Origin of the sequence: Bradyrhizobium altum (assembly GCF_020889705.1) — a bacterium.
GTDB classification, from domain to species: Bacteria; Pseudomonadota; Alphaproteobacteria; order Rhizobiales; family Xanthobacteraceae; genus Bradyrhizobium; species Bradyrhizobium altum.
Genome location: NZ_JACMYP010000068.1, coordinates 1 through 18,966, shown reverse-complemented (window position 1 = coordinate 18,966; position 18,966 = coordinate 1). Strand labels below are relative to the sequence as shown.

Below are 18,966 nucleotides of genomic sequence, written 5' to 3'. Positions count from 1 at the left end.
CAGCTGAGCGAACGAAGAGACCATCCTTTTCGCCTTGCGCAACCGGCGCATGAGACAATCGATCGGCCCAGCAACAATGCTGTTCAGTCGAAAGCAATGCTGCCGCCACGGCAATTTCAATGGGACGCTCGGATGACCACTTGTGCCGGCGAGCAAGCCTGAAGGTGCGGGATGCATCTGACACTCGGAGTCCTCGGAGAGAACGCCGAGCCCTTGGGCCGCTACGCAAGGCAGGCGTTTGGACCTGAAGGGGGCTCCATCGGTCGCGGGCGCGGTTGCTACTGGCGGCTTCCAGATCCAACCAACACGCTGTCAGGACACCACGCGTTGATTGCATTCAATGGCATCGGTTTCACGATCACCGATACAAGCACCAATGGTGTCTACATCAACACGGTGGACGCCCCGCTGGGACGCGGCAATACCACGCCGCTAGCTGATGGCGATACGCTATATTTGGCGAATTACGTCCTCTCGGTCATGATCGAGGACGATCCTGTCGAGGAACGTCAACGGCTAGGCTTGACGGGGTCGAAAGCGGTGTGTGTCGGCCGTACGACGCCGAGGTTGCCGTCTCCTACACTCACCCAAGAGCCCGCAACTGCAACCGTTCCGACTGCCGCACCGTCGGTAAGCGATGCGCACCTTCCTCCCGATTTCTCAGTGGTGACTGGGCCGCGCCCGATCTTCTATTCAGCGGCACAATGCGAGCCGCAGGCACCTCATCCGCCATCCTTGCCCGGAGACAAGCCGCTCAGCAGCGACATCGAGGCTGTGGATCCGACACTAGCGGATCTTCCTCGGCGACCGTCGAGCGCTGCCACGACCCAGAGGCCGTCCTCGCACGCGCCTTCGGCAAATGTCGGATCAATTCCGTTGTCATCGGTCGACACGCCATTTATCGAGCCATCCAAACCGCTGCCCTCTGCCCCCTCCAATGGCAGGAGTGTACTGTCGAATGGCCATCCTGCGCCCATCATCCCTGAGGATCTCGATCTTGGCGATCTGTTGCCGGGACCGGTCTCGCGCCGCATGCCATCGGTGTCGTCGCAGCGAGCTAAAGCGCGCCTCAATGAGCCGAACGAAGCGCTCCGGATCGCGCCTAAGCCGACCGCCTCTTCTGCGACGAATCACCTCGGGAAATTGCGGAATTCTGGTTCAGGGTCGCCGACGCCCGATGAGCGGGAGCTCGATCGGCTGCTGCTGAGACTGAAGGAAACTGCTGCGCCGCGAGTGGTCGGCGCTCCTGAGACAAGAACCGCGACAAGGAGCGGTGCTCCGCCGTTGCCTGCGAACGCTCCATCCGACACAGACGAACTGCAGGCGTTCTGGAATGCGCTGGGCTGCAATCCGGATCTTGTGCCGCCAGCACAGCGTCGAGAGTTCTTTGCCGAACTCGGCCATGCGGTCGCCGAGATGACGAACGGGCTGCATTCGATACTGGCGGCGTGGGCTATGCTCAAAAATGAGTGCCAAATCGGGCCGGCGCAGACACGTGCCGGGAATGACAACGCAGTACAGTTCACCAACAGCAGTCATGTCCTCCGCGAGGTGCTCGCAAAGGATCGCGGATTCCGGTTGCTCTCCCGGTCGGTGCGCGCAGGATTCGAGGACATCAAAGCCCATGAGGTCGCGGCAATGGCGGCAATGAGAGGCGCGGTCAGCAATGTGCTCACGCACATGAGCCCCCAGCGTATCGAGAGCGACGGTGCAATCAGCGGGCTTTTCGGCGCTCGCCTCAATAAGGCGAAGTTGTGGGACAGATTTGTGGAGCTGCACGCATCGATGGTCGGTGACATTGATCGAACGGCGCGCTCCTATATCGCAGAAGAATTTGCCCGAAGCTACGAAACGCAACGCTCAGAACCCGGCCGGAATGAAGGAAAGACGGCGTAATGGCGTCGCCGAACACAGTCCGTTGTTTGTCCGTCGTTGGCGGTGCGTTGCTGATGGCCGCTGCAGCCACTAATTGTTCGACTGACAAGACGTCTAAGACGACGCCCATCAAGTTCGTCATCGAGGCCGATGAACTCGTCAATCCGAACGCGCACGGCAAGCCGTCGCCGGTCGTTGTGCGCATTTACGAACTGAAGTCGACGACCACCTTCACCCAGGCGCAGTTTTTCGAGCTGTTCGACGATGACACCAAGCGGCTTGGGCCGGATCTGGTGGCCAAGCGTGAGGTCGAGCTGACCCCCGGCGACAAGGTCGACTTCGAGCGCGATACGCCGATCGAGACCCGAAATGTCGGCGTGATCGCAGGCTTCCGCGCGGGCAACGATGCCCAGTGGCGCTCAACTGCCGAAATCAAGCCCGATCGTGACAACAGAATCTTGGTAAAATTGACTGCTCGGGCTGTGAGCATTGAGCAGGAAGCTAGCCGACACTGGTGGAAAATCTTCTGACCGGTCCGCCGTGATCAATAGCCGGGCAGATGCACCTTTGGAATGTCAGCGAAGAGGCGCCTAGTGTCTGCGACAAGCAAACCGATCTGGTCCGAAGGCATGTTGGTGCGTCCGCAGCACTTTCAGCAATACGACCGCTGGATCGAGCAGTTGGTCGAGAACCGCGTTTCTGGTCTGGTCGGCTACGGCTGGGGCATTCGAAAAATTGCCCTTGATCGTAATCTTCTGGCGCTTGGCCAAGTCGCACTTACCGAGCTTGAAGCCATTATGCCCGATGGCACGGCCCTTTATGCGCCGGAGCATGTCCGCCTTCCGACCGGACGAATCCCTCCACCGGCTGCGAAAGATCTGCTGGTCAAGATCGCAGCGGGCACGCGCCGACAGGCCGCCAGCGACCTCTGTTCCGGGGATGCGCTCGCGCACCGCTACGATCAGGAGGTCTTTCAGATCCGGAATGCGAGCGCGCCTGAAAAGGCTCCGGTCGATATCAAGGTTGCGTCGCTATCAACACATCTCATCTTTGACGGCGAGGAACAGGGAGATCTGATCACGCTGCCTATCTGTCGCATCCGTGATATCGATCCGGCTCGCGCGATTACTTTATCCGACACCTACGTTCCGCCTGCCATCGACATCCACGCAGCCAAGCCGCTGATCGCGCTGTTGAACGAGGCCAGATCGCTGCTGCGGACGCGCGCAGAGGCGCTTGCTGCGCGCGCGGATCCCTCGCGCGCGACGGCAGACGGGGCCGGACTAATTGATCTTTTTACATTGTCGATCGTGAACGGGGCAGAAGCCGTGCTCGACCACTTCGCAGCAACACGTGGGCATCACCCTGAAGCCCTCTTCCGCGCACTGCTGAGCCTTACCGGGCAGCTGTCGAGTTTCGTTGGCGATCGCCGCAAACCGCAAGTGATGCCTTCCTATCGGCATGAGGATCTCGAAAGCTGCTTCACGCCGTTGAGTGATATCCTGCGTAGACTGCTGTCTATTGTGATCGAGAACGCCGCAATATCGCTTCCTTTGCAGGACCGAGGCTATGGCATTCTGACCGGCCTGATCACCGACCGCACCTTGTTCCAGGACTCTAGGTTCGTTCTCGTCGCTGTGGCTAGTGTACCGGGCGAGGCGTTGCGCAACCAGCTTCCGGCGCAGATGAAAGTAGGCTCGGTCGAGCAGATTCGTGATCTCGTCAATCTTCAGCTCCCGGGTGTTCCGATTCACGCGCTCGCTGTGGCGCCGCGCGAGTTGCCCTACATCCAGAATGCCGTCTATTTCGAGCTGGACCAATCGGTGGAGCTCTGGCGCATCCTGCCGCGCTCGGCGGCCTTTGCTTTCCACGTCAGCGGTGACTACTCGGATCTCCACCTCGAGTTCTGGGCCATCCGCGGGCAACGTACGTGACGGGCCCTAAACACATGGATGAACCGACAGTCATCGGACGCAGGCCAGTCGGTCCGGCTCGTAACACTCAAGTGGGGCAATCCTCCGCTTGCGTTGCGCCGAATATCGCCTTCCCGACAGGCGCTCTGTCGTCGCCTGTATCTGAATCCGACGAGGTGTGGGCAGCGAACCATGCCGAGATCGTCGTGCAAAGCCTGTTCGAGCCAAAGGCAGTGGAGGACGTCTTGGTCGCGGCCGCGACACCGCTCTTTTCGGTCGTCGCGCAGCTTCGCATCGTCGACGAAGCCGATATAGGCGTGTTGCGTCGCGTAATTGTCGAGCAAATTCGCCGCTTCGAGGCGCGTGTGGCCAAAGATCAGGTGAGCGACAGCGATGTCACAGCCGCCCGTTATGTGATATGCGCGTTGCTGGACGAAGCGGTGATGACCACGCGCTGGGGCCGTGAGAGCGCCTGGAGTGACAACAGTCTGCTTAACCAGTTCCATAACGAGACGTGGGGTGGCGAGAAGGTTTTCCAGATACTCGAACGCGTGCAGGCAAAGCCGGCCAAGTATCTCGCCTTGCTCAAGCTCATCAACATCTGCTTGTTGATGGGGTTTGAGGGCAAATATCGCGTGGTGGAAGGAGGCCGCGAGCGGCTTGAAGACCTGCGTTCCGACGTTCGGCGTCTATTGCGGGATTATACGAGCGAACCACCGGCCGAACTATCGATCCGATGGCGCGGCGCCAAAGTACGTACGCGGGTGCGTCGCTACATGCCGTTATGGATCATCTTCACCGCCGCAGCAGTCAGTGGGCTGATCGGCTACGGTGTCTTCCGTTGGCGTCTATCGGACGAACTCGCGCCCGTTGAGCAGCTGCTCGTCATGATCGGCCAGTCCGGACCACGCTAAAGAGGAGGTGCAGGTGTTTGGCGCTCGATTCGCGGCCCTCTTTTCGGTTCGAGGCATCATCACGCTGGTCACCTTGTTGCTGGTCGACGCGATGATTTGGTTCGGCGGCCCCCACTTTGACCTGTTCGATCAGCATCCGCTGGTTTCGAAGGCAGTTCGCGCGGCCACAATCGGCTGCCTCTCCCTGACGGTCCTCGTCATCATCCTTGTCCGTTACTGGCTGGCGCACCGTGCTAACCGACGCGTTATCAAGTCATTGATGGCGAGCGAGGCCCTCATCACGACCTCCAAAAATCGTGGCGAGGAGGAGATCGATCTCATCCGTGGACGCTTCGAGGACGCGCTGAAGGTCCTGCGCGATACAGTGTTCGCCGGCAAGCGCGGACCGAGCTATCTGTTCGAGTTGCCCTGGTACATCATCATTGGACCATCGGGCGCCGGCAAGACAACGATCCTGCGCAACTCGAGCCTCGAGTTTCCGCTGGCCGAACGGCTCGGCGTCGATCCAGTGGCGGGCGTCGGCGGCACGCGAAACTGCGACTGGTGGTTCACCGAAGAGGCAGTCTTTATCGACACGGCAAGCCGTTATACGACACAGGATACGGATGCCGAGGTCGATCGCGCGGCCTGGCACGGCTTTCTCGATCTTCTTACCATGCATCGGCGCCGGCGACCGATCAACGGGATCTTGGTTGCGATTAGCCTGCGCGATCTCTTATCGAGCGATGACAACCGGCGCAGGCTTGTCCAGTCGATTCGTTCGCGGATACAGGAGCTCGCCAAGACGTTTGGAATGCGTATTCCGGTCTATGTCCTGGTAACCAAATGCGATCTGGTACCTGGCTTCACCGAGTATTTCGACGATCTCGACCATGATGGTCGTGCCCAGGTCTGGGGCAAGACCTTTCCTCTCGAGGGACCAGGCGATCACATCGACGACGCCGTAACCCTCGAGATTCAGCAACTTGCCGAGCGACTCGAGGCCAACTTGGCGTTCCGCATGCATGACGAACGTAATCATGACCGTCGTGCAATGATGTATATGTTCCCGAAAGAATTGTGGAGCATCCGGACCGCGGTCAGCGCCTTCGTTAGCGAGATCTTCCGGCCCAGCCGATTCGAAGTGCAAGTGCAACCGATGCTGCGCGGGGTCTACTTGACTAGCGCTGCTCAGGAAGGAGTGCCGATCGAGACGATGAGCGGTGCGATCAGAAGGAATTTCGGTGTGCACGCTAGCCCACCCACGCCGTCCATCGGGCCGGGAAAGACATTCTTCATCAGAAAGTTGCTGACCGACGTGATCTTCGCTGAGCAGGGGCTGGTCGGTCGCAATCTCAAACTCGAACGCAAGCTCGCGATCGTGCACTGCGGTGGCTACCTCGCGGCAGTCATACTGGCGGTCGCCGCGCTGACTCAGTGGTACGACGCATTCGCTCGCAGCGAAGCACGCATCGCTGAAACCAGAATGGCCGCACAGACACTGCAAGCGCGCCTCAAGGAGGTACGCGAGCCGCTGGATCTGGTCAAGCTCCTGCCCACCCTCAATTCCGCGCGCCGGCTGTGTCTGGCAGCTGGCGAGAACACTTGGCTTGCATGGCTTGGCGGTCTCGGGATTTCGGCCGCCCCGGTGCTCGCGCCAGCTGCGCAACAAACCTATGACCAGATTCTGGTCGACCGCCTGCTGCCTGTTTTTGCTGGAAGGCTTGCCGTTCGGATTGATGCGCTATTGCGGTCGGGCAACGATACTCTGCTGGATCAAACCAAGGAAATGTTCCGCATCTATTTGATGCTGGGCGATCCGAGGCATTTCGATCGCGGCAAAGTCGAACAGGCTATGCGCAGTGAAGTGGCGCTTACGTTTGCGCTCGAGACGATATCAGCTGGCGAACTGCAGGAGCATTTTTCACGTCTTATCGAGTTGCTGCCGAAACCCATCACGAGCGGCCGGAAATTCGTGATTGCGGCGGGCTTGCGGCTGATGGAACGTCCGCTCGTCGAGCAGGTCTACGCCCGGCTTTTGCGCGAAGGCGCTGAGAACACGCAGCTCCGGCCAATCGACATGGTCAGTCTGCTGGGAGCCGGCCAGCTGGAGATAAAGCCCCAAGCTGTTTTCCCCGCAATTGGTCAGCAGGATCTCCCTTCGTCGGGCGGCACTGCGATCATCCCGGGCATCTTCACACGGGATGGTTTGATCGATTTCCTGCTGCCGCGCCTTCCACTCATTGTCCAGGACGAGCAAAGCGGCGACTGGGTCCTTGCCAACGGCTCGTTCGACGCGGCCGATACGCAACAGATCGTGCGCAAGGTCGTCGATCGCTATGTTGCCGATTACATTCGTATTTGGACAAGCGCGCTGAGCCGCGTCCGCATCGTCAAATTCGACGATATGCAGCGTGCATCGGCGATCCTGCGTGGGCTGGCCGGCCCGGAAAGCGCACTGCAGCAGATCATTTTCCTCGTACGCGACAATACGAACCTGCCTCCACCCGGAGAGCAGACCGCGGCGAAGGTGGGGGAGACAACGGCCGCCGTGTTCTCAGCGGCATTCGGCGACGCCCCCTGGCCGGGAACACGGATCACCGAAGCCTTCCGGCCTCTCGTCCAACTGGGCATAGGCGGAGCCTCGGGACAGGCGGCCAGCATGGATCACATCCGCGATCTTTTCGGCGGCCTGTATGCAACGATGGCCAACATCGCGACCGCGCCCGATCCCGGCCAGGCCGCATTTCAGCTCTTTCAGCGACGTATCAAGGATCCGAGCAACGATGCCTTCGGCATCTTGCGCGCTGACTCAGCGCTACGGCCCGAACTGGTTCGTACCATCATGAACGACATCGCGCTCTCGACATGGAGCGTCTTGCTTCGACAGGCACACGGTCACGTCAATGCCGTGTGGACACGGGAGGTGGTGCCGATCTGCCAGGCTGGCGTCTACCAGCGTTATCCATTGTTTGCGGCCGCGACCGAGGACGTAACCTTAAAGGACTTCAGCGATCTCTTTCGCCCTGGCGGTATCCTCGATGATTTTTTTCAGAAGTACCTGTCGCCATTCGTCATCGAGGGCAGAACCGGCTTTGGGCTGGCAACTATCGACGGCGCGACGGCGCCGATCCATGCCGATGCCCTGGCTCAATTTCAACGCGCGCGAGAGATTCGCATGTCCTTTTTCAGCGGCTCGGGTTCCGCTCCGGCCGTGAAGTTCAGCATCAAGCCCGTCTATCTCGCCTCTAAACTTCTGCGCGCGACTTTTGTCATGGATGGCAAGGAGATCGTCTATCGTCACGAGGCGCCCCGTGCCTACGACCTTGAATGGCCGAGTCGAACCGATGCAAGCACGGCCTCCGTCGCCCTTGCTTCTCTGGACGGAACCGAGGAGAGGATTGAGCGCTCAGGCCCTTGGGCTCTGTTCCGTCTCATCGATGCCTCGCGACCCACCTCGCGTGGCGCTCCCGACCGTTTCACGATCACGATCGGACGACCCGACCGGCCTGACGTGACCTATGAATTGCGGGCGGAAAGTGTAAGCAATCCGTTCAGCTTGGGTGTCCTTCGTTCGTTCCGATGTCCGGATCACCTATGATAGGAGAGTTCTCAGCTTTGTAGGCAGGAGGCGAGCATATGCCGCTGGCGGCATCTTGGTGGGAGCGGTGAGGTCCGCCGCAATGCTGGTACGCCGCCCCTGGTGGCGATGAGTAAGCAGGTGACACGTTCCAGGTAGGCCGCAATTAGATCGTAACGGCAACACCGTATCATGAGTTCAGCGGATTATTGGCAGTCGACGTTCCGACGGGCGGGGTCCTGCCTTGCGCTTTTGCGCAACAGGCGACCAACGACATGAGTGCGATCATAGAATGCCTACTTGAGGTTGTGCTGTGAGTGAGGTCCCCTCGGGATACGTGCTCGGCGGCCGTTTCGACCTGGCAGAGGTTATTAGCGAGGGCGGTACCAGCACCATCTATCGTGCGATCGATCGGACCGGCCTGTGGGCGCGTGAACAAAGTCCAGAAGTCGCAGTGAAAGTCATCCAACCACATGCGAAGATGCACCAGAAATTAGTACAGCTATTGCACCGCGAGGCGCGTCTTTTGCGTGACTGCGTACACCGGAATTTGGTCAGGATCTACGATTCCGACTACGACGGCAAGTACCATTACTTGGTCATGGAGCTCTTGAAGGGCCGCTCGCTGGCGCAGGTCCTGGCCGATCGTCAGGGACGGCCGCTGTCACCCTCCGTGTCCTTTCAGATCGTCCGCGCCGTCGGGCAGGGCCTCGTTCACATGCACAGTCTAGGGATCGTCCATGGCGACCTCAAACCGGGAAACATCTTCATGACCTCGACCGGCGAAATCAAGATTGTAGACTTTGGGACAGTCCTCATGCTCGACCCTCCGCCGCAACGCGACAGGGCCACCACTTTGCTCGACGACATTGGACTATTGACACCGGCTTATGCGTCGCCGGAGATGCTGATGGGTGAGCCACGGACAGAAAGCGACGATGTGTATTCTCTCGCAGTGGTCGCCTATCTGACCCTGACTGGCAACCACCCTTATGCGCAGCGGCCAGCCAACGAGGCACTTAACGCAAATCTCACACCGGCTCCGCCGCCGACTATTTCGTCAGCGCAATGGCGGGTGCTCGCTTCGGGCCTTGCCCTCAACCGCGGCGACCGGATCGACACCGTCAGTGAGTTCGTCCGGCGGCTTGCCTGCCCGCGCTGGCTCTATCGATGGTGGGGGTAGCCGATGCCTCTGGTCGCAGCCAGCGCGTCCCCTTGGCAAGCCTAGAGTCGATGGATGACAAGGATGCGGCCGTCGGGCCTCGATTCGGCTGTGTATCGCTCGCGGTGGATGTAGAAAAAGGGGCATTGGTCGTCCGTGAAGAACCATGATCTCAGGCGGGATTGATCAAGGGCTTCGGGAAGGTCGCGGCTATGATTTGGCGCAACAAAAGCCTGAGCCATCGGATGAGGCGTTGGAAAAAGGTGCATCTTGTCTTGACACCCAATTCCCCATGTGAGGGGTTCTCCAGCCAGCGTTCGCACAGGACCTCGTCGGAGAGATCGTAGGTGTGCTTGAGAATGGCCAGCCCTGCCATCAGCCGCGTCGGCAGCGGGGGGCGCCCCGGCTTGTCCTCATAGACCGCTCCGAACTTCTGCTCGAGGAACGACCAGTCGATCGTCCCGGCCAGCTTCACCAGCGGGTGGCCCATATCAATGATCGCGTCCAGCCGCGAGCGCAGCAGATCGGTCTGTCCCGTGTCGCGTCGATCCTTGGGTCGCATCGTGCCCTCCGATGCAACGACGCAATCACGGCTCGCGATTCTAGGGAATCCAAAAACGAAATTGCAAGCTTCCGAGCCCTCAAGCCCCAAAACCTTGCAATCTCAACAACCCTCTCGCCCAGAAAATCGACCCCAGATCAACCGTTTGAAAGCTTCTTCACGGCCGACGCATTGGGACCTGACGGGTCGGCGGCAGTCTGAACTCTCTCAGTACGCTGATCAGGCGGGCGTCGGCCACGCGCGGGCCGTGGATCCAGTTACGGCCGGCACTCTCTCCGATATCGCGATATCGGGCAATGGCCCGATTTGGTTCATCGGCTCAACTCGAGGGTGAGGTTGGAGCCCTAATTCCCTGTATCCAGGCGTGAGGATAACGTTTTCGCCTTGCGGATTATTTGGCGTTACGGGCGCCCGACCTGGCCACAATAGCGCAGCATAGCGTGCACCGTTGATAAGCACACTTTGTGGCCGCAATGACGTCGGAAGGAGGCCGCTTTCTCGCAATTCGGCGATCAGCGGGTCCGGAGCAATGCCGCCTCGCCAACCGGGGAGGACATAAACTCCGAAGTCACGCCGTGCCGGGTTAGCCTCTGCGCCGGCTGTAAGGATCGGTCCACCCGACGGCATTGTGGGTGGTGCCAGTGGTGATGACGGTGGCCCGGCAATTCCGAAGCCCTGAAACATCGTCCCCCTCGCACGTGCCCAGTTCTCGAATTGGACCTGGTGGAAATCCCGAAGCATATCTCGCAAATTCAGCAGACGGTTACGAAACCCGCCGATCGTGGGTGCGTCGCGCCCTATGTAGTCGCGTACATAGGCTTGTATGTCCGTATCCAACGACGGCAGCGCAATGCGGTGAGCCATTGGCGGTCTGTTGGTCTCGCGGATCCACCTGAGGGAATCGCTCATATCGTCAGCGGCATGTTCGGCGCCGCGGGAGCGACTGTTCGGGAGCTTCTCAGTAAGCCAATTCCAAAAGTCCTCATAGAGTGGCAAATCCACGTCATAAGGGGCGGGTCCCCGATTGGATCTGCTGCTGTCGGTGGTATGGATGCTACCGCTATCGGTGGTAGAGCTGCGACGGCTGTCCGACGACGATGGCCTAGCCCCCTCAATGGCCTGAAACATCAAGTTCCTTTCACGAGCCCAGTTCTCAAATTGCAGGTCCCGAAGCATATCTCGCAAGTTCAGCAGGCGGTCACGAAACCCACCCATCAGCGGTACATCGCGCCCTATATAGTCAGCTGCATAGGCTTGCACGTCGGCGTCCGACGATGACAGCGCAATCCGGTCGGCCATTGGGGGTCTGTTGGTCTCGCGGATCCACGCGAGGAAGTCGTATATATCGCCTGCGGCCAGGGCGGCACCGTAGGAGCGGCGGCGCGGAAGCTTCGCAGCAAGCCAGTTCCAGAAGTCGCCATAGAGTTGCGTATCCACCTGATAGGGGCGCGGCCACTGATTGGAGCCGCTGCTGCTGTCGCTCACGCGAACCTCCGAAAAATGTGCAATTGCAGCGTTGAGACATGTTCGCTCGATCCGAAGCGCGCATGTTACGTGAGTTCGGTTGAGCCCGATGCCTTAAAATTGAAAAGCAGCGCGATTTGCCGTCGCTCCTTCGGCGATCAATCTTCCCGCAGCCCATACTTGCTCGCTGGGCCATACATGCCGCGATGACCACGAGAACTCTGACGACCACAATCATCTGGGCTTCTTGATACCCGTTCTCGCGTTCGCTCATAGAAGGCAATCGCTGAGAGACGAGAGGCTCACGCCGCGGCTCATCTGCCGCCCACGCTCTGCCGCTTGGATCCCTTTCCTTTGTCCGGCACTCCGTGGGCGTCCTCTCGCGTCGTAATGTCCGCGTCCTCGGTAGCTCTGGAGTTATCACGGCCATCCAAATCGGTTCGAAGACAGGAGACGCAATCTTCGGCGCCGCGCCTGAACTATCTTCGGCGCCGCGCCTGAACTGATCATAACGCTCCCCTCTTACGAGCGTAAGGCGCGTCGCGCCTTTCTGAGATGCTTAGGCTGGGAGAAGATATCCAATTCGAGCGCGATGCCGGGAAGTGAAACAGACCAGTCTGGAGCGTCTGTTCGGTTACGACCATTGTCGACATGCCCTTTTGCTGGGCAATTCTCAGACCCGTAACGCTATTTCCAGCGTGGTAGCAGCAAGCAGCATCGCCATTACCCGTCAAAGACGCATCTTCCAGCGTCGAATGTCGTTTGCCGATCATCTCGGGCTAGTCGGTTATTCAAAAGTAGCGGTTCTTCCCGATCGACAAATCATGTGATGCAGCAAAAGAACCTTGGGGTTTGGGCCAGCTTGACTCCTTGTGGGGTGTCTGACAGTCGCGCCGGCCTTGTCAGCTTGAGAACACTAATCTGGCAAACCGCAGCTTTTCAGAACCTGAACAGCAGCTCAAAGAGGAAATGCCCATTGGCACAACTGTTGCTATTGAAATGCAGAAACACCGATGCACAGAGTCCACGAACCGCTGGGCGAATGACGCTCGCTTTCCCTTGAACCCACGCGCATCGTTTTCGAGAAGGAAGCCCGACATATCCCCACCGTACCTGAGCCACACGCAACAGGTGCATGGGCCAGTCGATTGGGCTCACAACAATGACGCGAGGTGGCCAATGCTAGTGCCGGAGCCAATTCGAAATGCACCACCCGGCTGTCGGTCCCTTGCTGAGGGGCAAAGATCACCGCAAGATGCGTCTTGCGCTCGGAGCATTGGAGAGGCGATGAACTCTTCACAATCAAGGACGCCAGATGCACGGTTGGAACGTGCACCATGCGGCGCCAGCCAATCGCGATACCTTATTCATGGCAACGAGAAACTGACGTCGGGCTGGCTGGCCGCCTACCATTTCGCCCGCGGAACGGCGGGCTCGCTTCAGGCATCGACGCGACCGTATCGAGCCTGTCGGCGAGTTCGCCTGGTCCTCGATCGTCCCGAGTCTGCCTCCGTTGTCGGCGCTTGCTGCCGTCGTAAAACGGGTCGGGAACGTGAGATATCGTTTGCACTAGGTGTTTTGGGCTCCCAGGCGGCCCCTTGCTCCGCGGCACTGTGGCAAGCGTTGTTAGCACTGCCGCAGTTGATTTGGTGCGCCGATGACCAACGAATCCAATCTCAGCATTGACCTGGACATTCGCGGCAAGCGCAGCATTGAGCTCAACGTCCAAGGTTTCGAGGGCACGGAGTGTATTTCCTTGCCGTTTAACTACGTGATTTACGCCACGACATCGAGCGATGTCGATACCAGCTCTTTGATTGGCGAGCGCGCCACGCTGTCTGTCAAAACCGCATGTGGGCGATGGCTTGCCTCGGGCCTGTGCGCCCAAATCGAGGAACTCGACCCTACGGTGACCGACCTGCGGGTGCTCCAGTTTGTCCTGCGACCGCGCTTTGCGGTCGCCGAGCTCTCCGTTGCAAGCCGCATTTATGGCCCTGACCAACCCGTGGGTGTCGAGGACATCATCAAATTGCAGTTGGGCAAAGTGAGCATCGCAATTCCCAGCGAATACAATCTTGATCGCTATCCGAAGCGAAATTATATTGTGCAATACAACGAAAGTGATCTGACGTTCATTTCGCGCCTTTGCGAACGGAATGGAATTTTCTACTTCTTCAAGCAAGAAGAGGACGGTGAAACCGTCGTTTTTGGCGACAAGAATCTGGCCTTTCCCAACGTCAAGTTCGGCGATAAGTCGAGGATTCTTTACGCGCGCGCGCACGAGCGGCAGGCACCGCGAAGCGTCGACGAAAGCGCCGTTCGCTCGTTCCGACAGCGCCGGGTTCTCTCGACAAAGACGATCGCGTTCCGCGATTATAATGAAACGGTGCCTTCCGTCGTCTCTGTCGATCAGCAGGTCGGGCAAGGCAGCGGTTTTGTGGGCAAGGCCTCGCGCTTCGGTGGGCATTTTGCGAACGAAGCCGAAGCGACCGCCCTGGCCCGGATCCGGGTCGAACAGATCTGCGCCGGCCAGACAATGTACATCGCTCACAGCGACGCGCCGGAGCTGCGAGCTGGCGTCATCTTCGAACTCGAGGGCCATCCCCGCTTCGATGGCAAGTATCTCGTTATCGCCGCGGATCACTCGGCCTATTGCCCGGCCCCGACTGGATTCCATGCAGCCATGCAGAATGGGCGAGCCTACCAGAACATGGTCCATTGCATCCGCTCGGACGTGCCTTATCGACCGGTTGCGATGACGCCTGTGCCTCTGGGCGTCGGCCTTCACACCGCCACGGTCGATGGAGAAGCCTGGAATGGGCGGGCCGAGATTGACGACCAGGGACGCTACAGGCTGCAGTTTACATTCGCCGAGGAACTGGCGAAAGGCGCTGGCAGCGACTACGTGCGCAAACTCGAACCTTATGTAGGTCCGAATCAAACCGGCTTGCATTGTCCGTTGGTGCCAGGAACGGAAGTCATGGTCGGCTACTTGAACGGCGACATTGACCGACCAGTCGTGATCGGGGCGGTCCACAACCCCGATATGAAGGGAGGAGTGACTTCGGACACGCACTTGTTCAATCGCCTCAAGTCGCAATCTGGCGCCTCGATCGAAATCTACGACGGACCTGCGTCACCTTCTGGCGCCTTATGACCGCCTGGCGTCCAGCGACTCATGAGATCGACCCGCTGTTGGAAGCGGTCGCTGATGCGGCACGCGCAACCATCTTGCCGACAGCATCGATCGACATGCCGCCGCCATCGGCCGATGGCATTCGGTCGCAACGGCTTCGTGATGGACGAGAATTGCGCCTCAAATTGTCTACGCACTGTCTCGGGCAGGAACAACGCGGCCCTCGCGCGGTGCTAGTCTACGCGCTGAAGGGCAGTGTCGTTGTCGATAACGGCACGGGTTACGGTGTGACCGGGCGGGCCGTCCTCGACGTTGCCACGCGTGCATTTCTCGATGTCTCGTGTCAATTGAAGCACGTCGGCGCGGTTACGCCCTGACAGCTCGTTGTCACGATCGCGACGATGTCGTCGCTCGATGGTGCCGGTGTCTGGACGACCGCGCAGCGCTGTGCCGTCGGATCGGGAAGGCTCGCGATACTTGGTAGCGGATAGCCACCGCTCTTGGCATGGATTTTGCGATATCCATCGCGCCGGCGCGTGCCGGTGTATGTCAGAAAACAGGAGGGCAAAGTGTCCCTTGAAGCCTACTTGAAAATAAAGGGAAAGAAGCAGGGTGACATCTCGAAGGATGCCTCCAAGCCGGATAGCATTGGGCAGGTCGCCAAGGGTGACTCGGACAAGCAAGGGAAGATCACCGTCGTCGCTTTCACCAGTGGCATCATCGTTCCACGCGACGCGACGAGCGGTGTCGCCACGGGCGCTCGCAACCACCGGCCGGTGCTCTTCACCAAGTTCTTCGATCGTGCCTCGCCGTTGCTATGGCAGGCGCTGGCAACAAACGAGGTGCTCGAAGATGTGGTTTGCGAGTTCTATCGCACCGACCCCGGGGGAATGCCGCAGCCGCAGAACTTCTTCAAAATAAGCTGGAAGAACGCGACGTTAGTCGAAGGCAAGGCTTATGTGCCGCTGACGATCAATCCGCAGAACAATTTCTTTCAAAACATGGAAGACTGGTCCTTCACCTACAAAGAAGTGAAATGGGAGCACGTTCCCGGCAGCACCAGCGGCGAGGATAAATGGTAACCCCCCTGTCAGGTTTGCGAAGCGAAGGGCGATGACTTGGTCCGAGGCACGAGCGGGCAATGGTGGATATATTGCCCGCATCGACGCGTCCGGGCCTTCGAGGTGGTCATGCCGGGTCTGCTTCATGGCAGTGTGTGGACACGACGAGGAGTTGGTAGATTGGTCCAGCTTCGCTTAACAGAGTGTTGGATAAGCCTGCGGCATTGGCTCCTACAATGGGTGCGGTGACCAGGTGGTTTGAGCAAGCCGGGCTCATATGCTTGCGGCTCGAACATATTGTCCGACGCACAACGTAGACACGCGGCAAAAATCCACCGATTCATTTGGTGGCTTGGGATCTCGCGGTGCATCAAGTCGATCGTGTTCGGACCGAAATGTCGCGCGCGCCAAGAGAAGCCGCAATCGTGCTGTTGATCCTGCATCATGGCCGTGATTGACGAGCATGAGATGTGAATTGGGAATAACCAGCCCTGACGATGTTCGCCACTCAGCCGGCGGATCGTTCGTGAACTGCCTGACAGCTTAGCTCGATGACTGCGTTCCGCGAAATGGGCAATTCCCTTGCTTCTCTACGTTCCCGGGTTTGGCGGATCGTTGGCGAACAGGCTGGGGCAAGCGTCCTCAGTGCGCCTCACCAAGCGGACCATTCACTTGCTGCGCTTCGCTCCCAGGTTTGGCAAATCGTCGGCGGACAGGCCGAGGCCCCGAGTTCGATGACTGCGCTCCATGGAGAGCGGCATTCACTTGCTGCGGTCAGTGCCCGGAGTGTAGCAACTCCAGGTGGGAGGAGCTCTGTGGTGCGGCAGGTCGGGAGGGAAACGAATAATGAAGACGGAGGGAAAGGCAGGAGCGGAGACGGGCCAAACGTTGCGCGCGCAGTGAAATACGGATTGTATCTCGCGGGCGCGGGCTACGCCTATAATGAGGTCGCAAACAACTTCTTCCTTTCTACGACATCACTGCACGACGGGAAGAAGGGCTTCACCAGTAACGAACGGCTCAGACTGGCTCAGGCGAAGGCAAGGGAGTACTACACGTCGTATCACGCTGCCGATTCTGACACTCGGCGCCTCAATGAGCGTCCCCTCAATCCAATCCGTACCTGCGGTAACAACCTGTTCGTAACGATGATCGACTACCGGGCGGCGACCTATATACACGTTGGTCGCTTGGTGGATTCCACAGAGGCGCGCACGGCTCTTGTGCGGAACCTGAGCTGTATGAAGGGTCATCTCGTAAAGGATGAGTGCGTGGCCAAGTACAGGCCACCGAAAGTGCCGAAGGATCCGGACCTTACGAAGAGCCCGCTATACGACAAAAAGAACAAGTACGCATTGACGGGCGTGCTCAACGAGGAAACTGGTGCTTACGGCTACACCTCAAGATCAATCACGCAACCGTTCGTGAACAAGGGCATGCAGCACTTCCACGATGCCATTCAGAGCGAGAAGGGACTAACTTTCAAGCGATGTATCGAGAGGCTCGAGGCGCTGCTCGACAAGGATTGCGGTCTCGGAGAGGAGGTCCAGTTCGCGGCCGGCCAAGCCATCCTGAACTTCAGGCAGGTCTACGCTGCGGATGAGCATTGGGGACACGCTGAGAACGTCGTGATGCAGACCCTGTCGGAGCAAGGCTGGCTGTCACGGGCGGAAACCAGCAGGCTCGATGCGACTTTTATGTTTGAAGATCCAAATAAGAACCCGCTCAAACGCAACAAAAGTTGGGTTGGGCCGAATCTGCACCAACTCGACGGCTGGCTCCAGGAGAGGCGGTCGCGTCATGGTCGCGTGACAGGCGAGGAGTTGAATTACGCTAAGATGGATGACTTGAAATATCTGCCCATCGCGCACGTCAAGTTGAACGAGCAGAGCAATGGGTTCGAGGACTGCTCGGGATTGGGCGACTCGTTCACGTGCGCCAACGCGGTCGCCTGCATCAATCACGCGCGCTTGATGAGTGGCCAGCCGCGCCTTTCGAAGGAGGAGGTCGTAGTCATCGTCGCGTGTCTTAACGCCGTATACGACGATACGACGTCAATAAGGCATACGCTCCACGAGGTGGCACGAGGCTGCTTCGCTGGCGCTGGTTATGCAATCGAAGACGCGGACGAGTTCTACGAGGCAGTGTGTCGGAAAGCCGCGCAAGAGTATTACGGCGGTAGATATCTCTCGATGCAGAGTTGACGCCGTAAGGAACCGAGCATTAGCGATACGACGCTCTCGAGGCGATCAGAGCTGGAAGACGAGTTGGATCCGATCTCATTGCACAGATGCGTCCCGAGACGCTGGAGGTCGAATCCGGGAGAATGAAAAAAGCGGCTCGTTCGAGCGAACGATGAGGCGGGGACGCAATCCGCATGTCGTAATTTCAAGAAAAGACTTTGGTCGCGCTCCAAAAACGAGAAGTGGGCGATGACGGTGCCGCAGTCATCCGGAATGACGCAGTGATCGACTGCGCGGAGTATAGTTGCTTGATTTCGCGTAATAGGGCTGGCCTGTTATCGCTTGCTCGATACTGTCGCGTCATAGGGCGGTATCACCAGTGCGCTGTTTTCCGTTATCCAATTGTATCGGTTTGGGCGACAACGGGGGTTGTCGAGCCTGCGCCGCCAATTTTGGCCCGAGACCGGCTAAAGTCGTTCTTAGGATATATGATCCGCGGGCAATGGTCCTTGCGATGGCAACCGCTGATATCGCAGCCGAGGCGGGCGATGTCTTTCTGCAGATCGCGACAGGCTTCAATGCCGCCGCGCGACGGGGAGCGATCTGCAATAGGGAGCACCAGGCGACGCCCCAGTTAGGCATTTCAGCGGATCGCCGATTGCGCGTTAGGCGGGATGGCAGACCAGAGGGTATAGCGCGACAATCTGGCTGGAGTCTCACCCTGATCGCCGCCGCGCATGAGGGCTTACCCCGTGGCGGGAGTTGTCAGGTAAGAGCAACCTTTCCAGGCCGTGCTCTGCGAGCACCTTCTGCATGAGCTCACCCTTGATCTCGCGGACAATTTCGTTGCGGATTCGGGCTCGGATGGGCGGGTCGGCGTCGCTGGTCGGCTGATGATCAGCCAGCCGTTGCGCCAATCGGCTCTCCAACTCCTCGCCCATCCGGCCTTCGCAGCATAAGCTTCGGGTGCGATGCGGCTCACCAGCGTGTCCCAAGGCTGCCAGCGGGTTGCCAGGAAGTCGGCGAACTCCGCCGCCTCCTAGTTGCGCACGGACGTCTTAGCCGCGGCAAGATCGTCCTCGGTGACGTAGGAGACCCTCACGAAGCGCACGTATAGCGCGACATGTATGGAACGGC

Annotated in this window: 12 protein-coding genes and 1 pseudogene; 11 read left to right on the top strand and 2 right to left on the bottom strand. The window is 59.1% G+C overall.

All coding sequences use genetic code 11. The features are described from left to right. Nucleotides 1-171: 171 nt before the first annotated feature. From tagH to H8B02_RS18455, 6 genes are all read left to right on the top strand, one after another. A complete protein-coding gene (gene tagH / locus H8B02_RS18480) occupies nt 172-1,896 on the top strand; it encodes a type VI secretion system-associated FHA domain protein TagH (protein WP_229167545.1) in 1,725 nt (574 codons plus the stop codon). Next, nucleotides 1,896-2,405, top strand: a complete 510-nt coding sequence (gene tssJ / locus H8B02_RS18475; protein WP_229167544.1) for a type VI secretion system lipoprotein TssJ — start codon at nt 1,896-1,898, stop codon at nt 2,403-2,405. The genes tagH and tssJ overlap by 1 nt, the downstream gene beginning before the upstream one ends. A gap of 63 nt (nt 2,406-2,468) precedes the next feature. Further along, nucleotides 2,469-3,809 carry a type VI secretion system baseplate subunit TssK gene (tssK, locus tag H8B02_RS18470; protein ID WP_229167543.1) on the top strand — a complete coding sequence of 447 codons (1,341 nt, stop codon included), beginning with the start codon at nt 2,469-2,471 and terminating at the stop codon, nt 3,807-3,809. Between the two features lie 14 nt (nt 3,810-3,823). Next, nucleotides 3,824-4,702 carry a type IVB secretion system protein IcmH/DotU gene (icmH, locus tag H8B02_RS18465; RefSeq protein ID WP_229167542.1) on the top strand — a complete coding sequence of 293 codons (879 nt, stop codon included), beginning with the start codon at nt 3,824-3,826 and terminating at the stop codon, nt 4,700-4,702. 13 nt (nt 4,703-4,715) lie between these two features. Continuing rightward, nucleotides 4,716-8,282 (top strand): type VI secretion system membrane subunit TssM, encoded by a 3,567-nt coding sequence (gene tssM / locus H8B02_RS18460; RefSeq protein WP_229167541.1) that lies wholly within the window; start codon nt 4,716-4,718, stop codon nt 8,280-8,282. Between the two features lie 292 nt (nt 8,283-8,574). Next, complete coding sequence (locus H8B02_RS18455; RefSeq protein ID WP_229167540.1) at nt 8,575-9,444, top strand: serine/threonine-protein kinase; 870 nt, start codon at nt 8,575-8,577, stop codon at nt 9,442-9,444. A gap of 277 nt (nt 9,445-9,721) precedes the next feature. Here H8B02_RS18455 and H8B02_RS18450 read toward each other — a convergent pair. Both H8B02_RS18450 and H8B02_RS18445 read right to left on the bottom strand, forming a co-directional pair. Continuing rightward, nucleotides 9,722-9,985 (bottom strand): annotated as a pseudogene (locus H8B02_RS18450) (transposase); the annotation flags it as partial. Between the two features lie 219 nt (nt 9,986-10,204). Next, the gene (locus H8B02_RS18445; RefSeq protein WP_229167539.1) at nt 10,205-11,470 is read right to left on the bottom strand and encodes a hypothetical protein; all 1,266 of its coding nucleotides are present in this window, start codon (nt 11,468-11,470) and stop codon (nt 10,205-10,207) included. 581 nt (nt 11,471-12,051) lie between these two features. On the opposite strand from H8B02_RS18445, the gene H8B02_RS18440 reads away from it, so the two are divergent. The 5 genes from H8B02_RS18440 to xopAG all read left to right on the top strand — a co-directional run bounded on the left by H8B02_RS18440 (nt 12,052) and on the right by xopAG (nt 17,850). Continuing rightward, nucleotides 12,052-12,279 (top strand): hypothetical protein, encoded by a 228-nt coding sequence (locus H8B02_RS18440; RefSeq protein WP_229167538.1) that lies wholly within the window; start codon nt 12,052-12,054, stop codon nt 12,277-12,279. Between the two features lie 827 nt (nt 12,280-13,106). Then, a complete protein-coding gene (locus H8B02_RS18435; protein ID WP_229167537.1) occupies nt 13,107-14,606 on the top strand; it encodes a type VI secretion system Vgr family protein in 1,500 nt (499 codons plus the stop codon). Beyond that, nucleotides 14,603-14,962, top strand: coding sequence for a hypothetical protein (locus H8B02_RS18430; RefSeq protein WP_229167536.1), 360 nt, complete (start codon nt 14,603-14,605; stop codon nt 14,960-14,962). Before H8B02_RS18435 ends, H8B02_RS18430 begins: the two co-directional genes overlap by 4 nt. Before the next feature lie 192 nt (nt 14,963-15,154). Further along, complete coding sequence (locus tag H8B02_RS18425) at nt 15,155-15,667, top strand: Hcp family type VI secretion system effector (protein WP_229167535.1); 513 nt, start codon at nt 15,155-15,157, stop codon at nt 15,665-15,667. Nucleotides 15,668-16,461: 794 nt separating this feature from the next. Continuing rightward, nucleotides 16,462-17,850 (top strand): XopAG/AvrGf1 family type III secretion system effector, encoded by a 1,389-nt coding sequence (gene xopAG / locus H8B02_RS18420; RefSeq protein WP_229167534.1) that lies wholly within the window; start codon nt 16,462-16,464, stop codon nt 17,848-17,850. The last annotated feature ends 1,116 nt before the right edge of the window (nt 17,851-18,966 follow it).

Bases quoted from the DNA above. Each gene is read 5' to 3' on its own strand.
- tagH (WP_229167545.1), top strand. From the start codon at position 172: ATGCATCTGACACTCGGAGTCCTCGGAGAGAACGCCGAGCCCTTGGGC.
- tssJ (WP_229167544.1), top strand. From the start codon at position 1,896: ATGGCGTCGCCGAACACAGTCCGTTGTTTGTCCGTCGTTGGCGGTGCG.
- icmH (WP_229167542.1), top strand. From the start codon at position 3,824: ATGGATGAACCGACAGTCATCGGACGCAGGCCAGTCGGTCCGGCTCGT.
- H8B02_RS18435 (WP_229167537.1), top strand. From the start codon at position 13,107: ATGACCAACGAATCCAATCTCAGCATTGACCTGGACATTCGCGGCAAG.
- H8B02_RS18430 (WP_229167536.1), top strand. From the start codon at position 14,603: ATGACCGCCTGGCGTCCAGCGACTCATGAGATCGACCCGCTGTTGGAA.